Below are 26,787 nucleotides of genomic sequence, written 5' to 3' on the forward strand. Positions count from 1 at the left end.
GATGGCGGGCGTATCTCCGCCATCCCTGATTTTCAAATCATGCCCAGTTCAAATCAGGCAATGAAAGCAAGACAATGTGGGAAGCCATGATCATGCTGCGGCTGTTCGCATCCGCCAGCCCGAGATTGTCGCTCGGCCATGCCGGACGCGGTCTTCCGCTGTCCGGACGCGGCCTGCCGCTGGCCTTGCCGGCCGACACGCTGAAGGGCGCGATCCGCCTGAGCTTCGCCGCCTGGCGGCTGTCGCTTCCGCTCTCGCCAAGTCGTCATGCAGATCATGGCAACCACGCAGATCATGACCGCCAGATCGCGTAAGACCTATCTTGTCCTGGCGGGCGTGCTGATCGTCTTGGTCGCCATGGCGGCGCTGAGCGCCTATGGCCGCGCGACCGTCGAGCCCGCCGCGCAGGCCGTGGCGCCGTCGCCTGCCGCCAGCTTGACGGTTTCGGTCGAAAAGGTGCGCTCCGAGCCAATCGCTTCGTCGATCAGCGCCACCGGCACCGTTGCCGCCTGGCAGGAAGCGACCGTCGGCGCCGAGGCATCGGGCCTGAAATTGACCGAGGTGCTGGTTGCCGAAGGCGACCATGTGCGAGCCGGCGACGTCGTCGCGCGGCTCGACGCCTCGGTGCTCAAGGCGCAACTGGCGGAGCAGAAAGCCGCGGTCGACCAGGCCCAGGCGACGCTGGACACGGCCGTTTCCGCTGCCGCCCGCGCCGACAGGCTGCTGGCAAGCAAGGCGATCAGCGCGGAGGCCGCCGAGGAAAAGGCGACCGCCGTCAAGACCGGCCGGGCACAGGTCGAGCAGGCCGAGGCCGCCGCCGACAGGTTGCAGGCCGAACTCGACCAGGCGACCATCCGTGCGCCCTTCGACGGCATCGTCTCCAGCCGGCCGGCGGTGGCCGGCTCGATCGTCCAGGCCGGCACCGAGCTGATGAAGATCATCCGTGACGGCAGGCTGGAAGTCGGCGTCCTCGTGCCCGAAAAGCAGCTTCCGTCGGTTTCGGTCGGGCAGGCGGCAAGCGTCGTCGACGCTTCGGGCCGGACCTTTTCCGGCAGCGTGTCCTCGATCGCGCAGACGGTGAGTTCGACGACGCGGCTTGCCACCGTCTATGTCGCGCTCGGCGAGGGGTCGGGGCTGCGGCCCGGCATGTTCGCCCGCGTCTCGATCGCGTCCCCCGCCGCGCAACGGTTGAGCGTCGCTGAGACCGCTCTTGTCTGGCAGGACGGCAAGCCCATGGTCTTCGTGGTCGACGCCGCCGGCAAGGCCGGCGCGCGCCTGGTCACCGTCGGGGCGCGCCAGAACGGCCGGGTCGCAATCGAAAGCGGGCTGTCGGAAGGTGACAGCGTCGTCATTGCCGGCGCCGGCTTCCTCGGCGACGGCAATCTGGTGCGCGTTGCCGAGGCGGGCGTCGGTACCGAAGCGGGCGCGACGGAGGCGGCGCGATGAACGCCATCTCCTCCTGGTCGATCCGCAACCCGGTGCCGACCATCGTGCTGTTCCTGTCGCTGACGATCGCCGGCCTCTACGGCTTCACCCAGCTGCGCACCAACAACATGCCCGACATCGACCTGCCGACGGTCACCGTCACCGTCTCGCAGCCGGGTGCGGCACCGAGCGAGATGGAGGTGCAGGTCGCGCGGGTTGTGGAGAACGCGGTGGCGACGCTCGAAGGGGTCGACGACGTCTCGACCTCGATCAGCGAGGGATCCTCCGTCACCATGGTCGAGTTCACGCTGGGCACCGATCCCGAGACTGCCACCAACGACGTCCGCAACGCCGTGTCCGAGGTGCAGTCCAGCCTGCCGGCCGCGGCCCAGACACCTGTTGTGGCCAAGGTCAGCGCGACCGGCAATTCGGTGCTGACCTACGTCGTCGAGGCGCCCGCAATGTCGCCGGACGCGCTGAGCTGGTACATCGACAATGATGTCGCCAAGGCGCTGCTCGGCGTCGACGGGGTCTCCAAGATCACCCGTTCCGGCGGTGTCGACCGGGTCATCCGCGTCGAGCTCGACCCGGACCGTCTCGCCGCACTCGGCATCAGCGCCGGCGACGTCAGCCAGACGCTCGCCTCCAACAACGTCAACCAGCCGGGCGGCCGGGCGACCGTCGGCGGCCAGGAGCAGTCGGTGCGCACGCTGGCCAGCGCGTCAAGCGTCGAGGCGCTGGCCGATACGCGCATCGCGCTGTCGGGCGCCGGCGACGTCAAGCTCGCCGATCTCGGCACGGTGGTCGACAGCTGGGAAAAGCCGCGCCAGGCCGCCTATCTCGACGGCCGGCAGGTCGTTGCCTTCAACGTCTACCGGTCGGTCGGATCGAGCGAGATCGACGTGGTCAAGGCTGCGCGCGCCGCAATCGCCGGGATTGCGTCGAAGACCGACGCGGCAAAGTTCACCGAGGTCACTTCGTCCTCCGGTTTCGTGCAGGAAAGCTACGATGCCGCGTTCGAAGCGCTCTGGCTCGGCGCGCTGCTCGCCATCGGCGTCGTCTGGCTGTTCCTGCGCGACATCAGGGCGACGCTGGTGTCGGCAGTCGCCATGCCGCTGTCGTTGATCCCGACCTTCGCGGTGATGGCGGCGTTCGACATCTCGCTCAACAACATCACCTTGCTGGCGCTGTCGCTGGTGGTCGGCATCCTCGTCGACGACGCCATCGTCGAGATCGAGAACATCGTGCGCCATATGCGCCAGACCGGCGCCAGCGCCTATCAGGCGGCGATCGAGGCCGCCGACGAGATCGGGCTTGCCGTGGTGGCAACCACCGCGACCATTGTCGCCGTCTTCCTGCCGGTCGCCTTCATGCCCGGCATTCCGGGAAAATTCTTCTTCTCCTTCGCCGTCGCGGTCTGCGTGTCGGTGCTGTTCTCGCTGCTGGTGGCGCGCATGCTCACGCCGCTGATGGGCGCCTATCTGGTGCGCGCCGGCGGCCATAGCGAGGACGACATGCCGGCCTGGGTGCCGACCTATCTGTGGCTGCTGCGCAAGGCGCTCCATCACCGCTGGATCACGCTTTTCGCCGGTATCGCCTTCTTCGCCGGCTCGCTGGTGCTGGCGACCAAACTGCCGACCGAATTCATGGCGGCGACCGATCGCGGCCGCTCGATGATCTCCGTCGAGCTGCAGCCGGGATCGACGATCGAGCAGACGACCGCAGTCGTGCAGCAGATCACCGGCCGCCTGAAGGGCGAGCCGGCGGTCGACAGCATCTTCGCCACCATCGGCACCGCCGCGGCCTCGGGCGGCGGACCGAACCGGGGTTCGACGTCAGCCGAGGTGCGCAGCGCCAACGTCACAGTCAATCTGAAGCCGCGCGGCGAGCGGACTGTCAGCCAGCAGCAGTTCGAGGCCGAGGCTTCGCCGAAGCTCAACGACATTCCCGGCGCGCGCATCCAGTTCGGCGCCGACGGCTTTGCCGGCGCCAAGGTGGCGATCACGCTGGTCGGCGACGATGGCGAGGCGCTGCGGAAGGCGAGCGATGCGCTGATCGACGGGATGAAGTCGGTGCCGGGGCTTATCAATCCGACCTCGACGGCGGCGACGACCAAGCCCGAACTGATCGTACGCCCAGACAGTGCCAGGGCGGCCGAGCTCGGCGTCACGCCGACCGAGATCGCGGCGACTGTGAAGATCGCCACCATAGGCGATACCGACACCAGCCTGGCCAAGTTCAATCTCGGCGACCGCCAAGTGGCCATCGTCGTGACCTTGCCTGACGGCGCCATCGACGATCCGTCGAGACTGGCCCTGTTGCCGCTGACCGGCAGCAAGGGCACCGTGCCGCTCGGCGCCGTCGCCGATATCGGCTTCAATGCCGGGCCGAACAGCATCACACGGGTGGAGCGCAGCCGCAGCGCCACCGTCGAGGCGGATCTTTCCGGGCTGACGCTCGGCGAGGCGACAACAGCCATACGCGCCTTGCCGGCGATGCGGAACCTGCCGGCGGGCATCCGCGAACTGGCGCGCGGCGACGCCGCCCGCATGCAGGAACTGTTCTCGGGCTTCGCCACGGCGATCGCGGCCGGCATCCTCCTGATGTACCTGACGCTGGTTCTGCTTTTCCGCAGTTTCGTGCAGCCTGTCACCATTCTGGTTGCGCTGCCGCTTTCGGTCGGCGGCGCGCTCGGCTTCATGCTGGTCACGGGCAAGGCGCTTGGCATATCGCCGCTGATCGGGATACTGATGCTGATGGGCATCGCGGCCAAGAACTCGATCCTGCTTGTCGAGTACGCTCTGGTCGCAGAGAAGGAGCGCGACATGAGCCGCTTCGAAGCATTGCTCGACGCCGCCCGCAAGCGGGCACGGCCGATCGTCATGACATCGATCGCCATGGGCGCGGGCATGCTGCCGATCGCGCTCGGCATCGGCGCCGATGCCGAGACCCGCGCGCCGATGGCGATCGCCGTGATCGGCGGCCTCATTTCCTCGACAGTGCTCAGCCTCGTCTATGTTCCGGTCGTCTACACCTTCATGGACGACATCCAGCGCTTCCTCGGCCGGCATCTCGGCCGGCTCCTGGTCGAACGATCCGATCCCGACAGCCAGACGGCGACCGCAACTCCAGCGAAAGATCCTCCAGGCCATGCCTATCCAGTCTAGCCCATCAACCCTGCCGGCACGCCGTCTCGCACCCTGGGCGGGGCTGCTCGCCGCCACCGTTCTGCTGGCCGCCTGCTCGCAGGAGAGCAGCGCTCCCGCCGGCATGGGCGCGGCCGGCAAACCGGAAGTCGGCATCGTCACCGTGCATCCGCAGTCGGTCGCGATCACAGCCGAATTGTCGGGGCGCACGGCGGCCTCGCTGATTGCCGAGGTGCGCCCGCAGGTGAACGGTATCATCCAGCAGCGCCTGTTCAAGGAGGGCAGCGAGGTGGCGGCGGGACAGCCGCTCTACCTCATCGATCCGGCAAGCTACAAGGCGTCCTATGACAGCGCGGTCGCGGCCCAGCAGAAGGCTGAAGCGGCGGTGCCTACGGCGCAGGCCAAGTTCGACCGTTATGCCGGCCTGTTGAAGCAGAACGTTGTTTCCAAACAGGATTATGACGATGCCGCCGCTACGCTGGCGCAGGCCCAGGCGGATGTCGCCTCGGCCAAGGCCAGCGTCGAGACCGCGCGCATCAGTCTCGACCGCACCTCGATCACCGCCCCGATCGCCGGCCGCATCGACAAGTCCACGCTGACGCCCGGCGCGCTGGTGACCGCCAACCAGGACACGGTGCTGACCACCATCCGTGCGCTCGATCCGATCAATGTCGATGTCACGCAGTCGAGCACCAATCTGCTCAATCTGCGCCAGGCGATCTCGGAAGGGCGGCTGAAGTTCAGCGGCCCCAATGTCAGCGTCAAGCTGAAGCTCGAGAACGGCAGCATCTATGCGCAGACCGGCAAGATGGAGTTCGCCGGCGCCAATGTCGACCAGACGACCGGCACCTTCGCGCTGCGGGCCGAGTTCCCCAATCCCGACCGCCTGCTTTTGCCCGGCATGTATGTGCGGGCGCTGGTCGAGGAGGGCGTCGCCCAGAACAGCTTCCTGGTGCCGCAGCGCGCCGTCAGCCGCAACACCAAGGGTGAGGCGACCGCCATGGTCATCAATGCGCAGGGCAAGGTCGAGACGCGCGTGCTCGCCGTGCGCAACAGCGTTGGCAACAACTGGCTGGTGGATTCGGGTGTCGGCGACGGCGACCGCGTCATCGTCGAGGGCATGCAGCTGGTGCGCCCCGGCGGCGATGCGACGGGCGTCGAGGTGACGATCGACGAGACGACCGGCGAGGTCAAGGACCGCGGGCAGGGCGCGTCGGCCGCACCGGCCGCGTCCAACGCCGCCAAACCGGCGCCTGCCGCCGCGACCGGGAACTGAGCGATGTCCGTATTCTTCATCAACCGGCCGATCTTCGCCTGGGTGATCGCCATCGTGATCATGCTGGGCGGCCTGCTCGCGCTCACCTCGCTGCCGATCTCGCAATATCCGCAGATCGCGCCGACCACGGTCAACATCAGCGCCACCTATCCGGGCGCCGATGCGCAGACGGTCGAGAATTCGGTGACCAAGGTCATCGAGCAAGGCATGACCGGCATCGACAATCTCGACTACATGACGGCGACGTCGACCTCGACCGGTTCGGCCTCGATCACGCTGACCTTCACCACATCAGCCGATCCCGACACCGCCCAGGTGCAGACGCAAAACAAGCTGCAACTGGTGCAGTCGCAGCTGCCGCAGGTGGTGCAGAGCAACGGCATCACCGTCTCCAAATCCTCGACCGGCTTCCTGATGGTCATCGGTTTCGTCTCGACCGACGGCAAGATGAACTCGACCGATCTCGCCGACTATGTCGACGCCGCCGTCAACGACACGCTGAAACGCGTCGAGGGTGTCGGCTCGACGCAGCTGTTCGGTTCCGGCTATGCCATGCGCATCTGGCTCGACCCCGACAAGCTCGCCAAATATGCCTTGATGCCGAGCGACGTGGCCACCGCGATCGAGGCGCAGAACACGCAGGTTTCGGCCGGCCAGCTCGGCGGCCTGCCGGCGCGCAAGGGCCAGCAGCTCAACGCGACAGTGACGGCCAAGAGCCGGCTGCAGACCGCCGAACAGTTCCGCAACATCATCCTGAAGAGCCAGACGGATGGCTCGCTGGTACGCCTCAACGATGTCGCCACCGTCGACCTCGGCGCCGAAAGCTATACGACGCAAGCCAACTACAACGGCAAGCCGGCGGCCGGCGTCGCCGTCAATCTGGCGACCGGCGCCAACGCCATCAACACCGCCGAGGCGGTGCGCTCGACGATCGCCCGCCTGAGCTCGACCTTCCCGCAAGGCGTCGAGGTCGTCTATCCCTACGACACCTCGCCCTTTGTGCGGCTGTCGATCGAGGAGGTGGTCAAGACGCTGGCCGAGGCGATCGTGCTGGTGTTCCTGGTGATGTTCATCTTCCTGCAGAATTTGCGCGCCACCATCATCCCGACGATCGCCGTGCCGGTGGTGCTGCTCGGCACGTTCGGCGTGCTGTCGCTGTTCGGTTATTCCGTCAACACGCTGACCATGTTCGCCATGGTGCTGGCCATCGGCCTTTTGGTCGACGACGCCATCGTCGTCGTCGAGAATGTCGAGCGCGTGATGCAGGAGGAGGGCCTGTCGCCGAAGGAGGCGACGCGCAAGTCGATGCACGAAATCACCGGCGCGCTGATCGGCATCGCCACCGTGCTTTCGGCCGTGTTCGTGCCGATGGCTTTCTTCGGCGGCTCGACCGGCATCATCTACCGGCAATTCTCGGTGACGATCGTCTCGGCGATGGTGCTGTCCGTGCTGGTCGCACTTGTGCTGACGCCCGCACTTTGCGCCACCATCCTGCGGCCGCCCAAGGACCATGCGACGCAGACCGGTCCGTTCGGCTGGTTCAACCGGGTCTTCGATCGCGGTACGCTTGCCTATCGCGACGGCTCGCACGGCATCATCAACCGGTCCTGGCGCTTCCTCGTCGTGTTCCTCGCCATCGTCGTTGCCGTGGGCTGGATGTTTGCCCGGCTGCCGAGTTCGTTCCTGCCGGAAGAGGACCAGGGCATCCTGATCACCAGCGTGCAGCTGCCGGTCGGCGCGACGCAGGACCGCACCGAGCGCGTGCTGGCCCAGGTGACCGACCACTATCTCAAAGAGGAAAAGGACGCCGTCGACGGAGTGTTCACCGCTTCCGGCTTCGGCTTCGGCGGCGCCGGGCAGAATGTCGGCATCGCTTTCGTGCGGCTGAAGGATTTCGACCTGCGCAAATCGCCAGCCATGGCCGCACAGGCGATCGCCGGCCGCGCCATGGGAGCGTTTTCAAAGATCAGGGATGCGCAGGTCTTCGCGCTTGCGCCGCCCGCCATCCAGGGCTTCGGCAACACCAACGGCTTCGACTTCTACCTGCAGGACGTCAATGGCGCCGGGCATGGCGCGCTGATCCAGACGCGCAACCAGCTTCTGGCCCTGGCCGGGCAGAGCAAGGTGCTCGCCAACACAAGGCCTAACGGCCAGGAGGACCAGCCGCAATTCTCGGTCGACATCGACCAGGAAAAAGCCAGCGCGCTCGGCGTCAGCCTGGCCGACATCAACAACACGCTCTCGACCGCCTGGGGCAGCGACTACGTCAATGACTTCATCGACCGCGGGCGGGTGAAGCCGGTCTATCTGCAGTCGGACCCGAACTTCCGCATGCAGCCGGAAGACCTGGACAAATGGCAAGTCCGCAATGCCAGCGGCGCCATGGTGCCGTTCTCGGCCTTCGCCTCCAGCCACTGGACATTCGGTTCGCCCAGGCTCGAACGCTACAATGGTTCGGCGGCGGTCGAGATCCAGGGCGCGGCGGCCACGGGCGTCAGTTCGGGTGCCGCCATGGACGAGATCGACAAGCTTGTCGCGCAACTGCCCGCCGGTTATTCCCACGAATGGACCGGCCTGTCGCACCAGGAGAAGCTTTCCGGCAACCAGGCGCTGTCGCTCTATGCGATCTCGGCACTTGTCGTGTTCCTGTGCCTGGCCGCGCTCTATGAGAGCTGGTCGATCCCGTTCGCGGTCATGCTCTCGGTGCCGATCGGCATCTTCGGCGCGCTGCTGGCGGCGAGCCTGTTCGGCCAATCCAACGACGTCTATTTCAAGGTCGGCCTGCTGACCACGATCGGTCTCGCCGCCAAGAACGCCATTCTCATCGTCGAGTTCGCCATCGAGCGGCAGACCGCCGGGATGGGGCTCGTCGAGGCCACGCTGGAGGCGGCGCGACAAAGGCTGCGACCGATCCTGATGACGTCGCTGGCCTTCATCCTCGGCGTGTTGCCGCTTGCGATTGCCAGCGGTGCGGGCTCCGGCGCGCAGAATTCCGTCGGCATCGGCGTCATGGGCGGCATGATCGCGGCGACCGTGATCGGTGTGTTCCTGGTGCCGCTGCTGTTCGTCACGGTGCGCCGCATCTTCAAGGGCAGGGTGGTGAAGCAGGATACCGGGCCGAATACCGGGCAGGATACGGGCGAGACGCCAGCAACAGCCAACCAGCAATAAGGGTTCTTCCATGACAGGTTTCGAACGTGGCTCGGTGGCCGCGAGGCGGCTCATTGTGCCTATGCTTACCGCTGTCCTGCTTGCAGGATGCGTCGTCGGTCCGGACTATCAGACACCCATCCTGCCGATGCCGGCAAGCTGGAGCGGCCAGAAGCAGGCGAAGCCGGCCCAGCCGGCGCAATTGTCGAGATGGTGGCAGCGGCTGCGCGATCCCGCGCTGAACACGCTTGTCGACGAAGCGGTCGCCGGCAATCTCGACGTCGCCACCGCCAAGGCCAGGATCCGCGAGGCGCGCGCCAGCTATCGCCAGAGTGCGGGCACCTTGCTGCCGTCGGCCGACGGATCCGGCTCTGCCACCCGCAACAAGTCGTCCGTAACCACGTCGGGCTCCGATGCCACCTACAGCGAATACCAGGCCGGCTTCGACGCCAGTTGGGAGCTCGATCTGTTCGGCGCCAACCGCAGGGGCGTCGAGGCTGCGCGTTACGGGCTGGCCGCCTCGCAGGAGGAGCTGCGCTCGACGCTTCTGACCCTGGTCGGCGATGTCGCATCCTACTACACCCAGGCGCGCGGCTATCAGGCCCGCATCGCGCTCGCCCGGCGCTCGGCCGTATCGCAAAGGCAGACCGACGAACTCACCCGCACCATGGCGCAGGCGGGCACGGCAACCGCCGCCGACGTCGCCAAGGCGATGGGCCAGGCGGCGAGCACCGAAGCCGCGGTGCCGACACTGGAAGCAAGCTATGCGCAAGCCGTGCATCGTCTCTCGGTGCTGACCGGCCGTCCGCCGGCTGCGCTCAGCGAGCGGCTGAAGCGCGGCGCGCCGATCCCGACGCCGCGCCTGCCGATCCCGACCGGCATTCCCGCCGACATCCTTTTGGCGCGCCCCGATGTGCGCATGGCGGAACGGCAATACGCGCAATACACCGCCAAGATCGGCCAGGCCGAGGCGGCCCGCTATCCCTCGGTCAGCCTGACGGGAGACATCAGCACGGCGGCGCTGAAGCTCGGCGACCTCGGCAAGAATTCGTCGATCGGCTGGTCGTTCGGGCCGACGCTCAGCGTGCCGCTGTTCAATGCCGGGCAATTGCAGGCGGCCGTCGAGGTCGCCAAGGCGCAGCGCGATCAATATTTCATTGCCTACCGGTCGTCGGTGCTGACGGCGCTGGAGGATGTGGAGAATGCGCTCGTGCTGTTGTCGCAGGAGCGCATCAGGATCGGCAAGCTCGCCTCTTCAGCGAAATCCTATGGCGATGCGGCACGTCTCGAAGGCACGCTCTACAAGGCGGGCGAGACCAGCCTTCTCGATGTGCTCGACGCCCAGCGCTCGCTCTACTCGGCCGAGGACTCGCTGCTGCAAAGCCGCGTCCTGCTGGCGACGAATTACATTGCCCTCAACAAGGCGCTCGGCGGCGGCTGGGACGGCGCGGTCAACAGCGCGAAGCCGGAAATCGTCGATGTCAAGACCGGTCCAAGGCTGGCGTCGAAGCCGGCCTTCTGAGGCAGCGGCGCCGTGCCCCATCAAGCCGCCGCCGCTGCCTCACGACAGGCCCGCCGGTTCGCCCTATCTCCATGCCGCCGGGCGGGTTTTGGCCCTGCAGCAGGGAAGGACAAAACCAAAGTGACATCGATGCCCGTTGCCACGCGCGAAGCGGCGCCCTTGCCCGTCGCGGCGCTGATGGGCGCCATGGTGTCGATCCAGATCGGCGCCACCTTCGCCAAGGGTCTGTTCCCGCTGATCGGCGCGCAAGGCACGACGACGCTGCGGCTGGTCATCGGCGCGCTGATGCTGATCGCGGTGCTGCGGCCCTGGCAGATGCGGCCCTCGCGCGCCACTCTGCCGTGGCTGGTCGCCTATGGGGTGACGCTTTGCGCGCTCAACCTTCTGTTCTACGCAGCGCTCGCCAGAATTCCGCTGGGCATCGCGGTGGCGCTGGAGTTTTCCGGCCCGCTTCTGGTGGCGACGCTGACCTCGCGGCGCGCCAGCGACTTTGCCTGGATCGCGCTGGCGGTGGCCGGCATCCTGCTGTTGTCGCCCTTCGTCCATTCCCTCGCGCCGCTTGACCCGATCGGGGTGATGCTGGCGCTGGCGGCCGGCGGCTTCTGGGCGCTCTATATCGTGCTGGCCCAGAAGGCCGGCGCGGAGCTTGGCACCCGCACCACTGCCTACGGCATGGCCATCGCCGCCGTGCTGGTGCTGCCCTTCGGCGTGGCGCAGGCGGGAACCGCGCTACTCGCGCCCTCGATCCTGGTCAGCGCGCTGCTCGTCGGCCTGTTCTCCAGCGCGTTGCCGTTCTTTCTGGAGATGGTGGCGCTGACCCGGATGCCGGCCCGCATCTACGGCACGCTGACCTGCCTGGAGCCGGGGCTGGGCGCACTGGCCGGCTTCCTGTTCCTGCACGAGAGCCTGACCGCCACGCAATGCGTCGGGATCGCCGCCGTTATTGCCGCGGCTTTCGGTACTGCGGTCACCTCGAAGCCACCGGTGCCGTCGCCGGAGTAGGGGCGGGCGGGCGGCTCCTGGATATTTCCGAGTATTTCTGGAATTTTGCCGGCCAAACGACGAAGCTTGGGCGCATTCTTGTCCAAAACAGCATTGAAATTGTCGCCTTCGGCATCAGTATTTCTGGCTCTGGACAGACCGTGATCTGGTCCAATACGGTGCGCGTCGAAGTGAAGACGTGTGTTTGGAAAAGGCCGGTAGCTGCTTGCAAAAGAATGTCTTCTCATCGGTCGATTTGCCTTCGCATCTGGACCACCGCGCGCGGTTCGCGCTCTGGCAGGACATCCATGTCGCTGAGATATGGTCGGTCGAATATACGATTTCCGAGAAGCTGTCGTTCCAGGCCGCGATCGAAGCGACAGCCGTCGGGTCGCTGGTGCTTGGGCAGATGGCCGGGACGATCCGGCATGCCAGCCGCAAGGCGAGCAACATCGCCGCCGATGGCCGGGACGGCTATCTGCTGCTGGTCAACAATGGCGATACGGTGCTCAGCGGCACCCAGATTGGCCGCGACTATCGCGTCGGCAAAGGTGAGGCAGCACTCGTCTCGGCTTCGGAAGCGTTGCAGATGACCGGCGGCGACAACAATGTCTGGGCCAATGTGGTGCTGCCGCGCATCGTTCTGGAGAATGCCTTCACGCATGTCGAGGACCGGTTGGCGTTGACCATCGGCGCCGACAACGAGGCGCTCGACATGCTCAAGCGCTATTGCAGCTTCCTGGAAGCGGGTCCCGCCTTGCTGTCGCCCGATCTCATCGGCCATGCCACCGAAACGATCGTCGATCTGATCGGCCTGGCGACCGGCGCCAAGGGCGAGGCGGCCGAACTGGCGGGCCTACGCGGCCTGCGCGCGGCAAGGCTGCAGGCCATCCTGCAAAAGATGCGCGACAATTTCGCCGATCCCGCCATTTCGGCTCAGAGCGTTGCCGGGCAATTGCGGCTGTCCGTGCGCTATGTCCATGACCTGCTCCAGGAAACCGGGGTGAGCTTCGCCGAGCGCATTCTCGAACTGCGCTTGCAGAGGGCGCATCGCATACTCCGCGACAGGCACAACGACCGCATGCGGATCAGCGAGATCGCGCTGCTCAGTGGCTTCTCCGACGTCTCCTATTTCAACCGTTGCTTCCGCCGTCGCTTCGGTTCGACGCCGGGCAGTGCCAGGTAGTCTCGCCGACAGCGAAACCTGCCGAATGCACGGCGCATCAATCGACTGAGGCCGAATGGCCACACCGACCGGGAAAGTGCTGCGGTGCTTTCCCGGACAATTCGGGTGCAGCCCAGCCCAAGACGCGGCCGGCGGACAATGCAACACCGGATTTCTCGACAACAGCTGGATCTCCGCGGGCATCCGCGCGGCGGCGACCACGACAATTTTGGGGCGGCAGACAAACCATGAAAACTCTTCTTCTCGCGACAGCCATCATTCTCGCGCCGGCCGGCATGGCATGCGCGGCTGACATCAGCGAGGCTTCGCCCGTCGCCTCCTCCTACGACTGGTCCGGCCTCTATGCCGGCGTTCACTTCGGCTATGCATCCGGAAAGTCCAATCTGTTCATCGGCGGCGCTGGCCTCGGCGGCACCGACATCAACGCTCCCCTCGATCCGAGCGGTTTTGTTGGCGGCGTGCATATCGGCCTCAACCAGGAATTGGCGAACAGCTTCGTGCTCGGTGCCGAGGCTGACATTGCGTACAGCAATGTAGATGCGGTGGGCACCTTCGCCGGTGCCGGCGCGCTGTTCAAGAGCGAAGTCAAGTGGTCGGGTTCGGCGCGGCTGCGGGCTGGTTATGCTTTCGATCGCACTTTGCCTTACATCACAGCAGGCGTGGCCGCTGCCAAGTATGAAGTGAGCGTGATGACCACCGGCCCCGGCGGTACAATACCGGTCCATGACGAAACCCATCTTGGCTGGACGGCTGGGGCTGGCGTTGAGCACGCCTTCACCGACAGGTGGATCGCGCGGGTCGAATATCGCTACTCCGACTTCGGCAAAAAGGACGTTTCGGTACCGCTTTTTGGTCCTGGAACGGTTGCGAACTTCGATCTCAAGACTCACGATGTCAGGGTCGGGCTCAGCTACAAGTTCTGACCTGGCGTCGCTGAACAAACCCCCGCGCTTTTTTTGCGCGGGGGAGGCAATAGTTTCGGGATAGCAAACGATGAAAACCATTCTTCTCGCCACGGCCTTCATCCTCACGCCTTTCGGTATGGCGTCCGCGGCGGACACCGGCGAGGTCTTGCCGGTTGCCGCCACCTACGGCTGGTCCGGCGTCTATGTCGGCGCGCAGGCCGGGTATGCCTGGGGGGACGCGAGGGTCGGGCAAACCTTTGCCCCGGACAGCTTCGACAATTACGGCTGGGGCTATAGTCCGTCCGGTGGTTTCGGCGGTCTTTATGCCGGCTACAACAAGCAGTTCGACGGCGGGCTGGTTCTTGGTATCGAGGGCGACTACAGCTTCGCCAGCGTGAAGGGCACGACGCTATACCGGGCGCTCGGCGTCGATGACCCTGCCTTTGGCGGCGAGCTTGAGCTGGAGTCGGTTGGCACCGTGCGCCTGAGAGCCGGCTATGCGATGGATCGCTGGCTTCCCTTTGTCACCGGCGGCCTGGCTGTGGCAAGCTATAAGCACACTACCACCGACATTCCGGGCGGTCCCTATGCCGACGCCAAAGACACCATCACCGGCTACACGCTGGGCGCCGGTGCGGAATACGCCGTCACCGACAATTGGGTGGTCCGCGGCGAGTACCGGTTCGCCGATTTCGGCCGCCACACGTCACGGCGGCACTTCATCTCCGATGGAGCCCCGCTCGGCCCCGACGAGATCGAGTTGACGACGCACGATGTCCGGATCGGTGTTGCCTACAAGTTCTGATCGGCATTCCCGGATCGAACAAAATCGCTGAAGCTGCCAAATCTCCCCCAGGTGGGGGAGAAAGCGCTCAGCCGCGTTCGCCGATGACCGCCATCACTCCCCCATGGACTTCGCCAAAATACAACCCATATTGAATCCATGGAGCTTTGAGCGTGACCTTCGCGCGGGTGGCCCTTCTTGCCGTGGCCTTCGTTGTCGCGGCTGTCTTTTCTCCCCTCTCTTCGGCCGGGAGCGAGAAGGTCGCGCTGAGCGTCGCGATCGACGGCGCCATCGGGCCGGCAAGCACAAGGCAGCTCGAGGAAGCGCTCGATATCGCCGCCAAGCGGGACGCCGAAGTCCTCATCCTTCAACTCGATACGCCCGGCGGGCTGGTCACCTCGATGCGCGAGATGATTGCCGATATCCTCGCTTCGCCGGTGCCTGTCATCGGCTATGTCGCGCCGGCCGGCGGCCATGCGGCGAGTGCCGGCACCTACATCCTCTACGCTACCCATGTCGCAGCGATGGCGCCGGGAACCAATCTGGGCGCCGCGACGCCGGTCGAGATAGGCGGGCTGCCGTCGCTTCCGGGCGGCGACAAGGACAACGGCCCGGCCAAGGACGAGAAGGACGCCACCGGGCGGCCGGCGGGCGACGCGATGATGGCCAAGGTGACCAACGACGCGGTTGCCTTGATCCGCTCGCTTGCCGAACTGCGCGGTCGCAATGGCGACTGGGGCGAGAAGGCCGTGCGCGAGGCGGCGAGCCTGTCGGCCAATGCGGCGCTGCAGGAACATGTCATCGACTTCGTCGCCCACGACACCACCGAGCTCCTGCAACTGGCCGATGGGCGCACGGTGGATGTGGCCGGCAGGAAAGTGGTTCTGGCGACGAAAGGGCTGCCGGTCGAGACGCTGGAGCCCGGCTGGTTCATCCGGCTTCTGGCCGTCATCACCGATCCGAACATCGCCATCATCCTGATGCTGGTCGGCGTCTATGCCATCATCTTCGAGTTCACCAGCCCCGGCGCGGTGGCGCCCGGCGTCATCGGCACGATTTGCCTCGTGCTTGGGCTCTATGCACTCAATCTCCTGCCGATCAATTATACCGGCCTCGCCCTGATGCTGCTCGGCGTCGGCTTCCTCGTCGTCGAGGCCTTCAACCCCACCGTGGTGCTTGGACTCGGCGGCGTGGCCGCCTTTCTGCTCGGCGCCGCCATGCTGCTCAAGACCCAAGGACCGGGCTTCGCCGTGTCATGGGCCGTCATCGGTCCCGCCGCAGCGCTGACGATGGGGCTCGCGCTCCTCACCGGCACGTATGTCTGGGCGGCGCGCAAGAACCTGCCGCGCGTTGGCGGCGAGGCGATGCGCGGATTGCCGGCCGAGATCCTCGACTGGCAGGGCGGCGAGGGCCATGTGCTGGCCCAGGGCGAGCGCTGGCGGGCGAAGGCCGACGAACCCATCGCACCTGGCGACAGCGTCGAGGTGACCGATATCAGAGACCTCGTGCTGACCGTGCGGCGCCGCGATGCGGCAAAGAATGGAGCAAGACAATGAGCATCGGTTACGTGGCCTATCTGTTGCTTGCGCTGGTCGTGGTCATGTTCCTGTCCGCGGCCATTCGCATCCTGAGGGAATATCAGCGCGGCGTGGTCTTCACGCTCGGCCGCTTCACCGGGGTCAAGGGTCCCGGTCTCATCATCCTCGTCCCCTTCGTCCAGCAGATGGTGAAGGTCGATCTGCGAGTGGTGGTGCAGGACGTGCCGCCGCAGGACGTCATTTCGCGCGACAACGTCTCGGTGAAGGTCAACGCGGTGCTCTATTTCCGCATCGTCGACGCCGAGCGGGCGATCATCCAGGTCGAGGACTTCATGGCCGCGACCAACCAACTGGCGCAGACCACGCTGCGCTCGGTGCTCGGCAAGCACGAGCTCGACGAGATGCTGGCCGAGCGCGACAAGCTCAACAGCGATATCCAGGAGATCCTCGACCAGCGCACCGACGCCTGGGGCATCAAGGTGTCCAATGTCGAGATCAAGCACGTCGACCTGAACGAAAGCATGATCCGCGCCATCGCCAAGCAGGCCGAAGCCGAGCGGCTGCGGCGCGCCAAGGTGATCAATGCCGATGGCGAGCAGCAGGCGGCGGCGAAACTGGTCGAGGCGGGCCGGATGCTGGCAGCCGAGCCGCAGGCCATGCAGCTGCGCTATTTCGAGGCGCTGCACGACATCGCCGGCGAGCGCTCGTCCACGGTGGTGTTCCCGCTGCCGGTGGATCTGCTCAGCCAGTTCATGAAGGGGCAGGGGAAGTAAGAAGGGAGGAGTGCGTACTCTCCCCTACGCGGACATCAGCGGCTTCACCGCCGCCAGGGCGGCTCCGGCGCGAAGCGCTTGCCGATCCAGTCGGCGAAGGCGCGGGTCTTGGCGGCTTGGCCCCTGGCTGAGGGCGTGACGACATAGACCGCGCCTTCGTCGGCCAGCGTCCAGTCCTCCAGGACCGGCACCAGCCGTCCGTCGGCGAGTTCGCGGCCGACCAGCCAGTCGGTGCTCATCATCAGGCCGACGCCTTGCACGGCGGCTTCGACCAGCACCTCGGCATCGTCGGTGACCAACGGCCCGGAAACCTCGACGCGCGCGCGCCGGCCCTCGCCGTCGGTCATCTCCCAGGCCGGAAAGGTCTGGAAGCCGCTGAAGCCCAGGCAGGAATGTTCGAGCAGCGCCTGCGGCGTCTCCGGCCTGCCCCTTTGGGCGAGATAGGAGGGGGCGGCGCAGAGCAGCCGGCGCCGCGTTGCCACCTTGCGTGCTACCAGGCGCGAATCCTCCAGCGCGCCGAGCCGCACGGCGACGTCGAAATTCTCGGCGACCAGATCGGTGAAGCGGTTGGAGAACTCGGCCTCGATGCGGACATCGGGAAATTCGGCAAGGAATTGAGGCAGCAGCGGCCCGATCCACATGCGTCCGAACGTGCCGGGCAGCGCCAGTCTGAGCAGGCCGCGCGGGCCGCCGCCGGCATGCGCCGACGCCGCGGCCTCGGCCTCGTCGACGGAGGCGAGGATGGCGCGCACGCGCACCAGGAATTCGGCACCCGCTTCGGTCAGCGACACGCTGCGCGTCGTGCGATGGAGCAGCCTGACGCCCAGCCGCTCCTCCAGCGATTGCAGGCGCCGCGACAGGATGGTCGCGTCGCGCCCGACACGCGCCGCCGCCCTGGTGAAGGAGCGCGCCTCGGCGATGGCCGCGAAGGCCGCCATTTCGGCAAGGGCCACTGGTTCGTGGGATTGCTGCATTATTCGCAGTACTCAAATGCAATTGGCAAGGATTATCCAGGAATAGCGCAGCAGATAGGTTCACTCAACCATCAATCGTCCCACCGGAGTGAAACCATGAAAGCCATCGAACTGAGCCAACCCAGGCTGGACGCCTTCCGCGCCGCCACCGTTGCCACCCCCGAACCGCAGCGCGGCGAGGTGCTGATCCGTCAGCGTGCGGCAAGCCTCAATTTCGTCGATGTCGCGGTGGCGAGCGGCAATTATCCCGGACCGAGCTTTCCGCTCATCCCCGTCGCCGACGGCGCTGGCGAGATCGTCGCGCTGGGCGAGGGCGTTACGAGATTCGCGGTCGGTGATCGCGTCGTCGCCCATGCCAAGCCGCGCTGGATCGGTGGCCGGCCGCGGCCTTACGAGATGACGCAGATGCGCGGCATCTCGCTGCCGGGGTCGTTGGCCGAATATGTCGCGCTGCCGGCCAATTCGATCGTGCCGGTCCCGGCGCATCTCTCCTTCGAGGCGGCGTCGACGTTGCCGATCGCCGGCACCACCGCCTGGAACGCCATCCGCGCCGCCGATGTCGGGCCGGGCTCGGTCGTCGTGCTGCTCGGCACCGGCGGCGTCTCGATCTTCACCCTGCAGCTTGCGAAGGCCGCCGGCGCCACCGTCATCATCACTTCGTCGTCGGACGAGAAGCTGGAGCGGGCGAAGGCACTGGGCGCCGATCATCTCATCAACTACCGCGCGACGCCCGACTGGGACGGCAAGGTGCTGGAGCTGACCGGCGGCCTCGGCGCCGACCTCGTCGTCGAGACCGGCGGCACCGCCACCTTCGCCCGCGCCATCAACGCCACCGCGCCCGGCGGCACGCTGTTCACCATCGGCTTCGTCACCGGCACCGAGGCCACGGTCAATCTGCTGCCGATCATCATCAAGGCGCTGAAGGTGGTCGGCAACAACACCGGATCGGTGTCCGACCTTCGCGACGCCGCCCGCGCGATCGGTGCCGCCAGGATCGAGCCGGTCGTCGACAAGGTGTTTTCACCTGATGAAGCGGCCGAAGCCTACGCCCACATGGCCGCCGGCGGCCTGCACTTCGGCAAGCTGGTGTTCGGGTTGGAGTGGTGATCAGCGAAGGCGGTGGAGTTGCCAATCTCCCCCTCAAGGGGGGAGATTACTCGCTTCACCCTCAGATCAACTTCTCCAAGGTAATCGGCAAGTCCCGCACCCTCTTCCCCGTGGCGTGAAACACCGCATTGGCAATGGCGGGCGCCACGCCGACGATGGCGAGCTCGCCGACACCCTTGCCGCCGAGCACCGAGGAATGCAGGTCGGGGATGCCGACCGAGATCACCTCGATGTCGGGAATGTCGGCATTGGTCGGCACCAGATAATCGGCGAGGTTGTTGTTGACGATGCGGCCGTGGCGGCGGTCGACGATGCCTTCTTCGAGCAGCGCCTGGCCGATGCCCATTATGATGCCGCCCTTCCACTGGCTTTCGGCGAGTTTCGGATTGTAGAGTCGGCCGGAATCCAGCGCCGACACGACGCGTGATACGCGCACCGTGCCGAAATCCTCGTCGACGTGCACTTCGATGAAATGGGCGCACCAGGAATGGCGGGAATAGTCGCCCTCGGTGTGCGGCAGCGCCATGGCGATGGTGGTGTAGTTCTTGTAGCGGTCCTCTGGCGTCGAATTGGCCGGCATGGTGTCGCCGGTGGCCTCGATGTGGTCGCGGCCGACGCTTTTGAGCAGTTCGGCGATCGAGACATCGGGGCCGTCGCCGCGCGGCGAGCCGATACGGCCATTGGCGACGACCAGCGTGTTGGCCTGCAGCGCATGGAAGGGCGAGCGCGGATCGCTGATCGCCAGCCCCACCAACTGGTCGAGCGCCGAGGTCGCCGCCTTGTAGACCGCACCCGTCATGACGCCGGCCAGCCGCGAGCCGCCGGTGACGCCGGCGCGGGGGAAGCGGGAGTCGCCGAGCTTCACCACCACGTCGTCAGCTCGCACGCCGACCGTTTCGGCGGCGGTCTGCGCCAGGATGGTGTAGGTGCCCTGGCCCATGTCGATCGAGGAGCTTTCGACCTCGACCGAGCCGTCGGCCAGGATGCGCACGATCGCCTCGCCATAGGCGCGCCGCACCGGATAGGTGCCGGCGGCGACGCCCCAGCCGATCAGCTGGTTGCCATCGCGCATCGAGCGCGGTTCTGGCGAGCGCTTCGACCAGCCGAAGCGCTCCGCGCCTGCGGCAAAAGCCTCGCGCAACTGTCTGGTCGACCAGGCTTTTTTGGCATACGGATCCTGCTCGGCATAGTTTCTCAGCCGGATCTCCAGCGGATCGATGCCGACCTCGTAGGCGAGTTCGTCGATGGCGCTTTCGATGCCGAAAGCCGAGGGGTTTTCGCCCGGCGCGCGCATGGCGCCCGGCACCACCGAATTGACCCGCACGACATTCTGCTTCGAGGAGAAATTCGGCGTCGCGTACATGATCGAGGTGACCGATCCGAGCGGCTCGACCCACATGCCGTCGATCGATGTCTCGTTGACGCCGCGATGCACGATCGACTGGATTTTTCCTTGCGCGTCGGCGCCGATCGTCACCGTCTGGCGCGTCGCCGCGCGGCCACCGTAACCGGTGAAGGTCTGCGGCCGCGTCATCACCAGCCGCACCGGCCGGCCGAGCATTTTGGCCGCACATGCTGCCACCGCACCATGGCTGAGCGCCAGCGCCTTGGAGCCGAAGCCACCGCCAATATAGGGCGAGACCAGCCGCACATTCTCGAACGGCACGCCGAACCATTCGGCATAGGTGCGCGCCATGCCGTCCAGCCACTGGCTCGGCTCCCACACAGTGAGTTGATCGCCCTCCCAGCGGGCGATCAGGCCATGCGGTTCCATCGGCGCCTGGTATTCGCGCGGCGTGTTGTAGGCGGCGCAGATCCGCACCGGGGCCGAGGCGAAAGCAGCTTGCGCATCGCCCCATTCCTTGGTCATGGCGTCGATCGGAATGCCGTCGCCGGCCTTGGCATCGCTGAGGTCGACGATCGAAGGGGCCTCATCATAGCTGAGCTTGACCAGCGCTGCCGCCGCGACTGCCTGCTCGAAGGTTTCCGCCACGATCGCCGCGACATGCTGGCCAGAAAAAGTGATGTCGCGCGCCAGCGGGCAATAGGGCTTGTCGGGCGGCGGCGTGCCGAACCAGTCCGAGGCGGTCCTGAGGCTGATGATGGTGTCCGGCGTCAGCACTTGCAGCACGCCGGGCGCTGCCTCGGCCGCCTTGGTGTCGATCGCGCGCACCTTGCCGGATGCAATCGTGCTTTCGACCAGCACGGCGTAAGCGAGCCCTTCGAGCTGCTGCTCGACGGCGTATTTCGCAGCGCCGGTGATCTTGGCCGGGCCGTCGACGCGCGACAGCCGGCCGCCGACAGCTTCCGCACCGTCGGATGCGTCACCATGTCTGATGTTGTGAACCGTCATGCCGTTTCTCCCATCTTGAGAATAGCCCGCGCCACGACGCGCGGCGCGAGCTCGATCTTGTAGTGGTTGGCGCCATGGTCGACGGCGCCCTCGACAGCGAGCAGGCTGGCGGCGCGGACGGCATCCGGCTCCAGCACCTTGCCCTTCAGCGCGTCTTCCACGGCCCGCGCACGCCAGGGCTTTGTCGCGACGCCGCCGAGCGCCACGCGCAAATCACGGATGGTGCGCCCATCGGCCTCGAATTCGATGCCGACGGCGGCACTTGCGGCGGCAAACTCATAGGATTGCCGGTCGCGGATCTTGAGGTAGGTCGAACGCCGGGCAGAGGCCAAGCTGGGAATCTCGATCGCGGTGATCATCTCGCCCGGTTCGATCGCGTGTTCCTTGTCCGGCGTAGCGCCGGGCAGCAGGAAAAAGTCGTCGACCGGGATCTGGCGCTGGCCCAGATGCACGATGGCATCGAAGGCGACCAGGGCCACCGCGAGGTCACCGGGATACATGGCGATGCAGGCGTCGCTGGTGCCGAGCACGGCATGTCCCCTCGTGACACCGCCGATGGCCGAACAGCCGCTGCCAGGTTCCCGTTTGTTGCAGGCCGGGAAATTCGAGGGATCGCGGAAATAGGGGCAGCGCGTGCGCTGCATCAGATTGCCGCCGATGGTCGCCATGTTGCGGATCTGCGCCGAGGCCGCCTGCCACAGGGCTTCGGAGACGGCGGGGAAGCGGCTCTTGATGTCGGCATGGTCGGCGACATGGCCCATCTTGGCGAGCGTGCCGATGGTGGCGCCGCGCTCGCTCACCTCGATGCTGTCCAACCCCTTGAGATGGGTGATGTCGACCAGCGTCTCGGGCTCGGCGACGCCGCATTTGGCGAGATCGATCAGCGTGGTGCCGCCGGCGAGCAGCATGGCGCCGGGCAGGGCGGCCGCCTGTCGTGCGGCATCGATCGAGCCGGCGCGCAGATAGGAAAAATCCCTCATGACTGGACCTCCAGGGCTGCCTGGCGGACAGCGGCGACGATGTGCGGATAGGCGCCGCAGCGGCAGAGATTGCCGGCCATGTATTCGCGGATTTCCTCGTCCGAGCCGGCATGGCCTTCGCGGATACAAGCGACCGCCGACATGATCTGGCCGGGCGTGCAATAGCCGCACTGGAAGGCGTCCTGTTCGAGGAAGGCAGCCTGCACGGGATGCATTTCGCCCTCCCGTGCAAGCCCCTCTATGGTGGTGACGGTGCGGCCCTCGACTTGTGCGGCCAGCGTCAGGCAGGCCAGCACGCGCTCGCCGTCGACATGCACCGTGCAGGCGCCGCACTGGCCGTGGTCGCAGCCCTTCTTGGTGCCGGTCAGGCCGAGGCGGTCGCGCAAGGCATCGAGCAGCGTGACGCGCGGCTCAAGTTGCAGTTCGTGATGGTCGCCGTTGATATCGAGATGGACGGGGACTGTTGTTCTAGTCATGGGCGTCTGGCTCCAGTTGCTTGACGCGAAGTCGGTTGATCTCATGTTGGGCAGGCGGTGGACCTAGTGCCAACTGTCCGGCCCTTCGCTGTCGCTGCCTGCCCTTCGGGCGTTCAGCCCCTTAAAAAGGTCCACTGGACCTTTTGATCCGCCCGAAGGCGGACCGGGCCTTCACCGTTCGTTGTGCGGGAAGCCAAGCAGTTGGCTTCCCGCCCACGTCGCGACCACTCGTCACCCCAGCAGGTCCTCGATGCGGATGGGAAAGCGCCGGGGCCGCACGCCGGTTGCATGCCAGACCGCATTGGCGACAGCGCCGGCCGTGCCGGTAATGCCGATTTCGCCAACGCCCTTGATGCCGAGCGCGTTGACGTAGGGGTCGTCCTCGTGGACCAGCAGCGCCTCGACCGACGGCACGTCGGCATTCACCGGAACATGATATTCGGCGAGGTTGGCATTCTGGATCCGGCCCGAGCGCCGGTCGGTGATGGCTTCCTCATGCAGCGCGAAGGAAATGCCCCAGATCATGCCGCCATAATACTGGCTGCGCACCAGCCGCGGATTGATAACCCGTCCGGCGGCGAACGCGCCGACCAGCCTTGTGACACGGATCTGGCCGAAATCGGGGTCAACCTTCACCTCGGCGAACACGGCGCCGTGCGCGTGCTTGGCATAGGTTTCCTGGGACGCCGGGTCTGGCGCGCCCTTGCCGTGGCCTTCGATCTCGGTGAGGCCCGCGCGTGTGAGTATCTCGGCATAGCTTTCACCGCGGCTTTCATCGTCGCGCCGGTAAAGGCGGCCGCCGCGCGCCAGCACGCCTTCATTGCCGGCGCCGAACAGCGGCGAGGCCTCGTTGCCGGTGGCGAGATCGGCGAGCCTGGCGATGACGGCGGCGCCCGCATTGTGGATCGCCATGCCGGCCGTCGCCGTGTGGCCGGAGCCGCCGGCAATGCCTGCATTGGGCAGGTCGGAACTGCCGGCCCTGAACTCGACCCGGTCGATGTCCAGTCCCAGCCCGTCGGCGGCGATCTGGGCAAACGCTGTCCAGGCGCCTTGTCCCATATCCTGCGCGCCGGTCTCCATCAGGCCGCTGCCATCGGCCCTCAGCACCGCATGCGCCTCGGCCTGGAACATGATGGCCGGAAACGTCGCCGTGCCCATGCCCCAGCCGGTCAGGAAACCGTCCGCGTCGCGCATCAGCCGCGGCTGAAGCGGGCGGCTCGCCCAGCCGAACGTCTCAGCCGCTTGTCTGTAGCATTCGCGCAGCGCCTTGGAGGAAAACGGCTTGCCGGTCATCGGCTCGACCTCGGCATAGTTCCGCAGCCGAAATTCCAGCGGGTCCATGCCGCAGGCGTGAGCCGCCTCATCGATAGCGCTCTCCAGCGCGATCGAGCCGGTGGCTTCGCCGGGCGCCCGCATGAACAGCGGCGTACCAGTGTCGAGCCGCACGGCATCGTGCGAGGTGGCGATGGCCGGGCTGGCATAGAGCGTGTGCGAGGCGTCCGCGGCCGGTTCGAAGAAATCGTCGAACGTGCTCGATGCGGTCCTGGCGTGATGGTCGATCGCCGTCAGCCGCCCTTCGCCATCCATGCCCATGCGCAGCGTCTGGCGCGTCGGCGCGCGATGGCCGACCGGGCCGTACATCTGCTCGCGCCGCAGCACCAGCTTGACCGGACGGCCAACAAGACGCGCCGCCAGGATGCCCAGCACCTGCGGACCGGAGATCATGCCTTTCGAACCGAAGCCGCCGCCAAGGAACGGGCTGCGGATGTGGATGTTTTCCGGCGCGATGCCGAACAGGCCGGCGATGCGGCCCTGCGCCATGGCAAGGCCCTGGCTCGGCGTGTCGATCGACAGCCTGTCGCCATCCCAGGCGACGACGATCGCATGCGGCTCCATGGCGTTGTGGTACTGGGCCGGGGTCTCGTAGGTGGCTTCGATCCGCGTCTTTGCCGATTTGAGGCCTACCTCGACATCGCCCTTGTGGTGCACGGCCGGACTGCCGATGCCGACACCACGCGGCACGAAGCTTTCGGCGCCGTCGAGGCCAACGCGCGCCGGCAGGGATTCATAGCGCGGCGACAGCAGGGCTGCCCCTTCGGTCGCGGCCTCCAGCGTCTCGGCGATCACCACGGCGATGCTTTGGTTGGGGTAGCGGACCTGATCGTTCTGTAGCAAGTCGAGCCGGAACATGAAGGGATGGTCCTTGGCGTCCGGATCGGCGGCGAGCGCCGGCCGGTTCTTGGGCGTCATCACCTCGACCACGCCGTGGTGCGCCTTGGCCGCCTCGACATCCAGCGCGGCAACGCGGCCGCGCGCGATGCTAGAGACAGCGAGCACGGCGTAGAGCATGCCGGGCGGATGGTTGTCGGCGGCATAGCGCGCGGCACCGGTGACTTTCAGAAAGCCGTCGCGGCGGGTCAGCGGCTGGCCGATGCTGGAGCCCTGCCGGGCATGGGCGGGTTGCTGGTTGAGGCTCAGTTCAAGCGTCATGGCGCACTCCGGGAATGTTTGAGAACGGGGAGGCAGGAAGGGCTGGCAGACGCTCGGGCGTTCCCGAAAGGGCGGACATCAGCACCCTGACCACGATGCGGCGGGCAAGCTCGATCTTGAAGGCATTGTCGCCGGAGGGGCTCGCGTCGGCCAAGGCGGCGTCGGCCGCGCTGGCGAAGCTCGCCTCGTTGGCATCCGCACCAAGCAGGACGGCTTCCGCCGAGCGCGCCCGCCACGGCTTGGCCGCGACGCCGCCCAGCGCCAGCCTTGCGGCGCGGATCTTGCCGCCGTCGACGACGAGCGCAGCCGCGGCCGAGACCACGGCAAAGGCATAGGAGGTGCGTTCGCGCACCTTCAGGTAACGGGCATTGGCGGAGAAGGAGGCAGCCTCCGCCGGCAGGCGCACCGCCACGATCAGGTCGCCGGGTTCCAGCGCATTCTCCCGCTGCGGCGTTTCGCCGGGAAGCCGGTGGAATTCCTCCAGCGTCACATGGCGCCGGCCCTTCTTGCCTTCGATTTCGACCACGGCGTCGAGCGCCACCAGCGGCACACAGAAATCCGACGGATGGGTGGCGATGCAGGCGTCGCTCCAGCCGAGCACGGCGTGCAGGCGGTTCTCGCCGCCCAGCGCATCGCAGCCGGCGCCGGGCTCGCGCCTGTTGCAGGCGCTGGCGGTGTCGTAGAAATAGCTGCAGCGCGTGCGCTGCAAGAGATTGCCGCCGACGGTGGCGGCGTTGCGAAGCTGCGCCGAAGCGCCCGACAGCAGCGCCTCGGCCACCGCAGGATAGGTGCTGGCGAACGCCGAGTCATGGGCGAGGTCGGCATTGCGGACCAGCGCGCCGATGCGCAGGCCGCCATAGTCCAGTCGCTCGATGCGGTTGAGCTCCGGCAGCCGCGAGATATCGACGATGCGCTCGGGACTGGTGATGCCGCCTTTCATCAGGTCGAGCAGATTGGTGCCGCCGGCGAGATAGGCCGAACCCGGCTCGGCCGCCGCGGCTATGGCGTCGGGGATGGTGGCGGGCCTGATGTAATCGAAGTCTCTCATGCCGCGGTCCTCCGGTCGGCTTTGGCAAGCTGTTGCTGGGCTTCCAGGACGGCCTCGACGATGCCGCCATAGGCCGCGCAGCGGCATATGTTGCCGCTTAGCCCCTCACGGATGCGTTCGGGATCGTCGCCGGCCTGTCCCTCGGCGATCAGGCCGAGTGTGCTCATGATCTGGCCGGGCGTGCAGAACCCGCACTGGAAGCCGTCATGGGCGATGAAGGCGGCCTGCACCGGATGCAGCTCCTCGCCGTGGGCGACGCCCTCAATGGTCAAGACATTGGCGCCGTCATGGCTGACCGCCAGCGCCAGGCAGGAGTTGATGCGCTTGCCTTCGACCAGCACCGTGCAGGCGCCGCACTGGCCGCGATCGCAGCCTTTCTTGGTGCCGGTAAGATCAAGCCGCTCGCGCAGCAGGTCGAGCAGGGTTACGCGTGGATCGACCTCCAGTTCGTGTCGGTGTCCGTTGATGGTGAGCGTGATGGGAAGGCTGGTCATGGGCGTCTGGCTCCAGTTGCTTGACGCGGATGGGAAGGACTTGGTGTCGGGGAGAAGGAGGGCAAGGCGGCGGAGAGCGAAATCTCCCCCCTCGAGGGGGGAGATGGCCGGCAGGCCAGAGGGGGCCGGTCCGACCGGGCTCGGCCTTCTGCGGCGGACTGAGGTTGGCGCTTTACGCG

The 26,787-nt window shown here is 66.5% G+C and carries 20 protein-coding genes; 13 read left to right on the top strand and 7 right to left on the bottom strand.

Annotated features, from left to right (window positions below; translation table 11 throughout):
- Positions 1-74: 74 nt before the first annotated feature.
- The 12 genes from FCU66_RS03320 (at position 75) to FCU66_RS03375 (ending at position 16,686) form a co-directional block, all read left to right on the top strand.
- Entirely contained in the window at positions 75-314 is a 240-nt protein-coding gene (locus FCU66_RS03320; RefSeq protein WP_136621707.1) for a hypothetical protein, read from the top strand.
- Positions 295-1,446 carry an efflux RND transporter periplasmic adaptor subunit gene (locus tag FCU66_RS03325; RefSeq protein ID WP_168992148.1) on the top strand — a complete coding sequence of 384 codons (1,152 nt, stop codon included), beginning with the start codon at positions 295-297 and terminating at the stop codon, positions 1,444-1,446. Before FCU66_RS03320 ends, FCU66_RS03325 begins: the two co-directional genes overlap by 20 nt.
- Positions 1,443-4,592, top strand: a complete 3,150-nt coding sequence (locus tag FCU66_RS03330) for an efflux RND transporter permease subunit (RefSeq protein ID WP_206077179.1) — start codon at positions 1,443-1,445, stop codon at positions 4,590-4,592. The genes FCU66_RS03325 and FCU66_RS03330 overlap by 4 nt, the downstream gene beginning before the upstream one ends.
- Positions 4,576-5,847, top strand: a complete 1,272-nt coding sequence (locus tag FCU66_RS03335) for an efflux RND transporter periplasmic adaptor subunit (RefSeq protein WP_136621709.1) — start codon at positions 4,576-4,578, stop codon at positions 5,845-5,847. Before FCU66_RS03330 ends, FCU66_RS03335 begins: the two co-directional genes overlap by 17 nt.
- A 3-nt stretch (positions 5,848-5,850) precedes the next feature.
- A complete protein-coding gene (locus tag FCU66_RS03340) occupies positions 5,851-9,018 on the top strand; it encodes an efflux RND transporter permease subunit (protein ID WP_136621710.1) in 3,168 nt (1,055 codons plus the stop codon).
- Positions 9,019-9,028: 10 nt separating this feature from the next.
- Positions 9,029-10,519: an efflux transporter outer membrane subunit gene (locus FCU66_RS03345; protein ID WP_136621711.1), complete on the top strand. Its 1,491-nt coding sequence runs from the start codon at positions 9,029-9,031 to the stop codon at positions 10,517-10,519.
- A 120-nt stretch (positions 10,520-10,639) separates the two neighbouring features.
- Positions 10,640-11,521, top strand: coding sequence for an EamA family transporter (locus tag FCU66_RS03350; RefSeq protein ID WP_136621712.1), 882 nt, complete (start codon positions 10,640-10,642; stop codon positions 11,519-11,521).
- 205 nt (positions 11,522-11,726) lie between these two features.
- Positions 11,727-12,686 carry an AraC family transcriptional regulator gene (locus FCU66_RS03355; RefSeq protein WP_136621713.1) on the top strand — a complete coding sequence of 320 codons (960 nt, stop codon included), beginning with the start codon at positions 11,727-11,729 and terminating at the stop codon, positions 12,684-12,686.
- 227 nt (positions 12,687-12,913) lie between these two features.
- Positions 12,914-13,609: an outer membrane protein gene (locus tag FCU66_RS03360; protein ID WP_136621714.1), complete on the top strand. Its 696-nt coding sequence runs from the start codon at positions 12,914-12,916 to the stop codon at positions 13,607-13,609.
- 70 nt (positions 13,610-13,679) lie between these two features.
- The gene (locus FCU66_RS03365; protein ID WP_136621715.1) at positions 13,680-14,396 is read left to right on the top strand and encodes an outer membrane protein; all 717 of its coding nucleotides are present in this window, start codon (positions 13,680-13,682) and stop codon (positions 14,394-14,396) included.
- Between the two features lie 152 nt (positions 14,397-14,548).
- Entirely contained in the window at positions 14,549-15,931 is a 1,383-nt protein-coding gene (locus FCU66_RS03370) for an NfeD family protein (protein WP_136621716.1), read from the top strand.
- A complete protein-coding gene (locus FCU66_RS03375; protein WP_136621717.1) occupies positions 15,928-16,686 on the top strand; it encodes a slipin family protein in 759 nt (252 codons plus the stop codon). Before FCU66_RS03370 ends, FCU66_RS03375 begins: the two co-directional genes overlap by 4 nt.
- Positions 16,687-16,730: 44 nt before the next feature.
- Here the strand turns inward: FCU66_RS03375 and FCU66_RS03380 are convergent, their stop codons facing one another.
- Complete coding sequence (locus FCU66_RS03380) at positions 16,731-17,660, bottom strand: LysR family transcriptional regulator (protein WP_136621718.1); 930 nt, start codon at positions 17,658-17,660, stop codon at positions 16,731-16,733.
- Between the two features lie 96 nt (positions 17,661-17,756).
- On the opposite strand from FCU66_RS03380, the gene FCU66_RS03385 reads away from it, so the two are divergent.
- Complete coding sequence (locus FCU66_RS03385; RefSeq protein ID WP_136621719.1) at positions 17,757-18,767, top strand: zinc-dependent alcohol dehydrogenase family protein; 1,011 nt, start codon at positions 17,757-17,759, stop codon at positions 18,765-18,767.
- Positions 18,768-18,828: 61 nt separating this feature from the next.
- Here the strand turns inward: FCU66_RS03385 and FCU66_RS03390 are convergent, their stop codons facing one another.
- From FCU66_RS03390 to FCU66_RS03415, 6 genes are all read right to left on the bottom strand, one after another.
- Complete coding sequence (locus FCU66_RS03390) at positions 18,829-21,120, bottom strand: xanthine dehydrogenase family protein molybdopterin-binding subunit (RefSeq protein ID WP_136621720.1); 2,292 nt, start codon at positions 21,118-21,120, stop codon at positions 18,829-18,831.
- Positions 21,117-22,100 carry an FAD binding domain-containing protein gene (locus FCU66_RS03395; protein WP_136621721.1) on the bottom strand — a complete coding sequence of 328 codons (984 nt, stop codon included), beginning with the start codon at positions 22,098-22,100 and terminating at the stop codon, positions 21,117-21,119. The genes FCU66_RS03390 and FCU66_RS03395 overlap by 4 nt, the downstream gene beginning before the upstream one ends.
- Positions 22,097-22,576, bottom strand: coding sequence for a (2Fe-2S)-binding protein (locus FCU66_RS03400; protein WP_136621722.1), 480 nt, complete (start codon positions 22,574-22,576; stop codon positions 22,097-22,099). Before FCU66_RS03400 ends, FCU66_RS03395 begins: the two co-directional genes overlap by 4 nt.
- A 231-nt stretch (positions 22,577-22,807) precedes the next feature.
- Positions 22,808-25,066 carry a xanthine dehydrogenase family protein molybdopterin-binding subunit gene (locus FCU66_RS03405; protein WP_136621723.1) on the bottom strand — a complete coding sequence of 753 codons (2,259 nt, stop codon included), beginning with the start codon at positions 25,064-25,066 and terminating at the stop codon, positions 22,808-22,810.
- Entirely contained in the window at positions 25,056-26,114 is a 1,059-nt protein-coding gene (locus FCU66_RS03410; RefSeq protein WP_136621724.1) for an FAD binding domain-containing protein, read from the bottom strand. The genes FCU66_RS03405 and FCU66_RS03410 overlap by 11 nt, the downstream gene beginning before the upstream one ends.
- Positions 26,111-26,608, bottom strand: coding sequence for a (2Fe-2S)-binding protein (locus tag FCU66_RS03415; protein ID WP_136621725.1), 498 nt, complete (start codon positions 26,606-26,608; stop codon positions 26,111-26,113). The genes FCU66_RS03410 and FCU66_RS03415 overlap by 4 nt, the downstream gene beginning before the upstream one ends.
- Between the last annotated feature and the right edge of the window lie 179 nt (positions 26,609-26,787).

Origin of the sequence: Mesorhizobium norvegicum (genome assembly GCF_004919685.1) — a bacterium.
Taxonomy (GTDB): domain Bacteria; phylum Pseudomonadota; class Alphaproteobacteria; order Rhizobiales; family Rhizobiaceae; genus Mesorhizobium; species Mesorhizobium norvegicum.

Bases quoted from the DNA above. Each gene is read 5' to 3' on its own strand.
- FCU66_RS03320 (WP_136621707.1), top strand. From the start codon at position 75: ATGTGGGAAGCCATGATCATGCTGCGGCTGTTCGCATCCGCCAGCCCG.
- FCU66_RS03325 (WP_168992148.1), top strand. From the start codon at position 295: ATGACCGCCAGATCGCGTAAGACCTATCTTGTCCTGGCGGGCGTGCTG.
- FCU66_RS03330 (WP_206077179.1), top strand. From the start codon at position 1,443: ATGAACGCCATCTCCTCCTGGTCGATCCGCAACCCGGTGCCGACCATC.
- FCU66_RS03335 (WP_136621709.1), top strand. From the start codon at position 4,576: ATGCCTATCCAGTCTAGCCCATCAACCCTGCCGGCACGCCGTCTCGCA.
- FCU66_RS03340 (WP_136621710.1), top strand. From the start codon at position 5,851: ATGTCCGTATTCTTCATCAACCGGCCGATCTTCGCCTGGGTGATCGCC.
- FCU66_RS03345 (WP_136621711.1), top strand. From the start codon at position 9,029: ATGACAGGTTTCGAACGTGGCTCGGTGGCCGCGAGGCGGCTCATTGTG.
- FCU66_RS03360 (WP_136621714.1), top strand. From the start codon at position 12,914: ATGAAAACTCTTCTTCTCGCGACAGCCATCATTCTCGCGCCGGCCGGC.
- FCU66_RS03365 (WP_136621715.1), top strand. From the start codon at position 13,680: ATGAAAACCATTCTTCTCGCCACGGCCTTCATCCTCACGCCTTTCGGT.
- FCU66_RS03375 (WP_136621717.1), top strand. From the start codon at position 15,928: ATGAGCATCGGTTACGTGGCCTATCTGTTGCTTGCGCTGGTCGTGGTC.
- FCU66_RS03380 (WP_136621718.1), bottom strand. From the start codon at position 17,660: ATGCAGCAATCCCACGAACCAGTGGCCCTTGCCGAAATGGCGGCCTTC.
- FCU66_RS03385 (WP_136621719.1), top strand. From the start codon at position 17,757: ATGAAAGCCATCGAACTGAGCCAACCCAGGCTGGACGCCTTCCGCGCC.
- FCU66_RS03390 (WP_136621720.1), bottom strand. From the start codon at position 21,120: ATGACGGTTCACAACATCAGACATGGTGACGCATCCGACGGTGCGGAA.
- FCU66_RS03395 (WP_136621721.1), bottom strand. From the start codon at position 22,100: ATGAGGGATTTTTCCTATCTGCGCGCCGGCTCGATCGATGCCGCACGA.
- FCU66_RS03400 (WP_136621722.1), bottom strand. From the start codon at position 22,576: ATGACTAGAACAACAGTCCCCGTCCATCTCGATATCAACGGCGACCAT.
- FCU66_RS03405 (WP_136621723.1), bottom strand. From the start codon at position 25,066: ATGACGCTTGAACTGAGCCTCAACCAGCAACCCGCCCATGCCCGGCAG.
- FCU66_RS03410 (WP_136621724.1), bottom strand. From the start codon at position 26,114: ATGAGAGACTTCGATTACATCAGGCCCGCCACCATCCCCGACGCCATA.
- FCU66_RS03415 (WP_136621725.1), bottom strand. From the start codon at position 26,608: ATGACCAGCCTTCCCATCACGCTCACCATCAACGGACACCGACACGAA.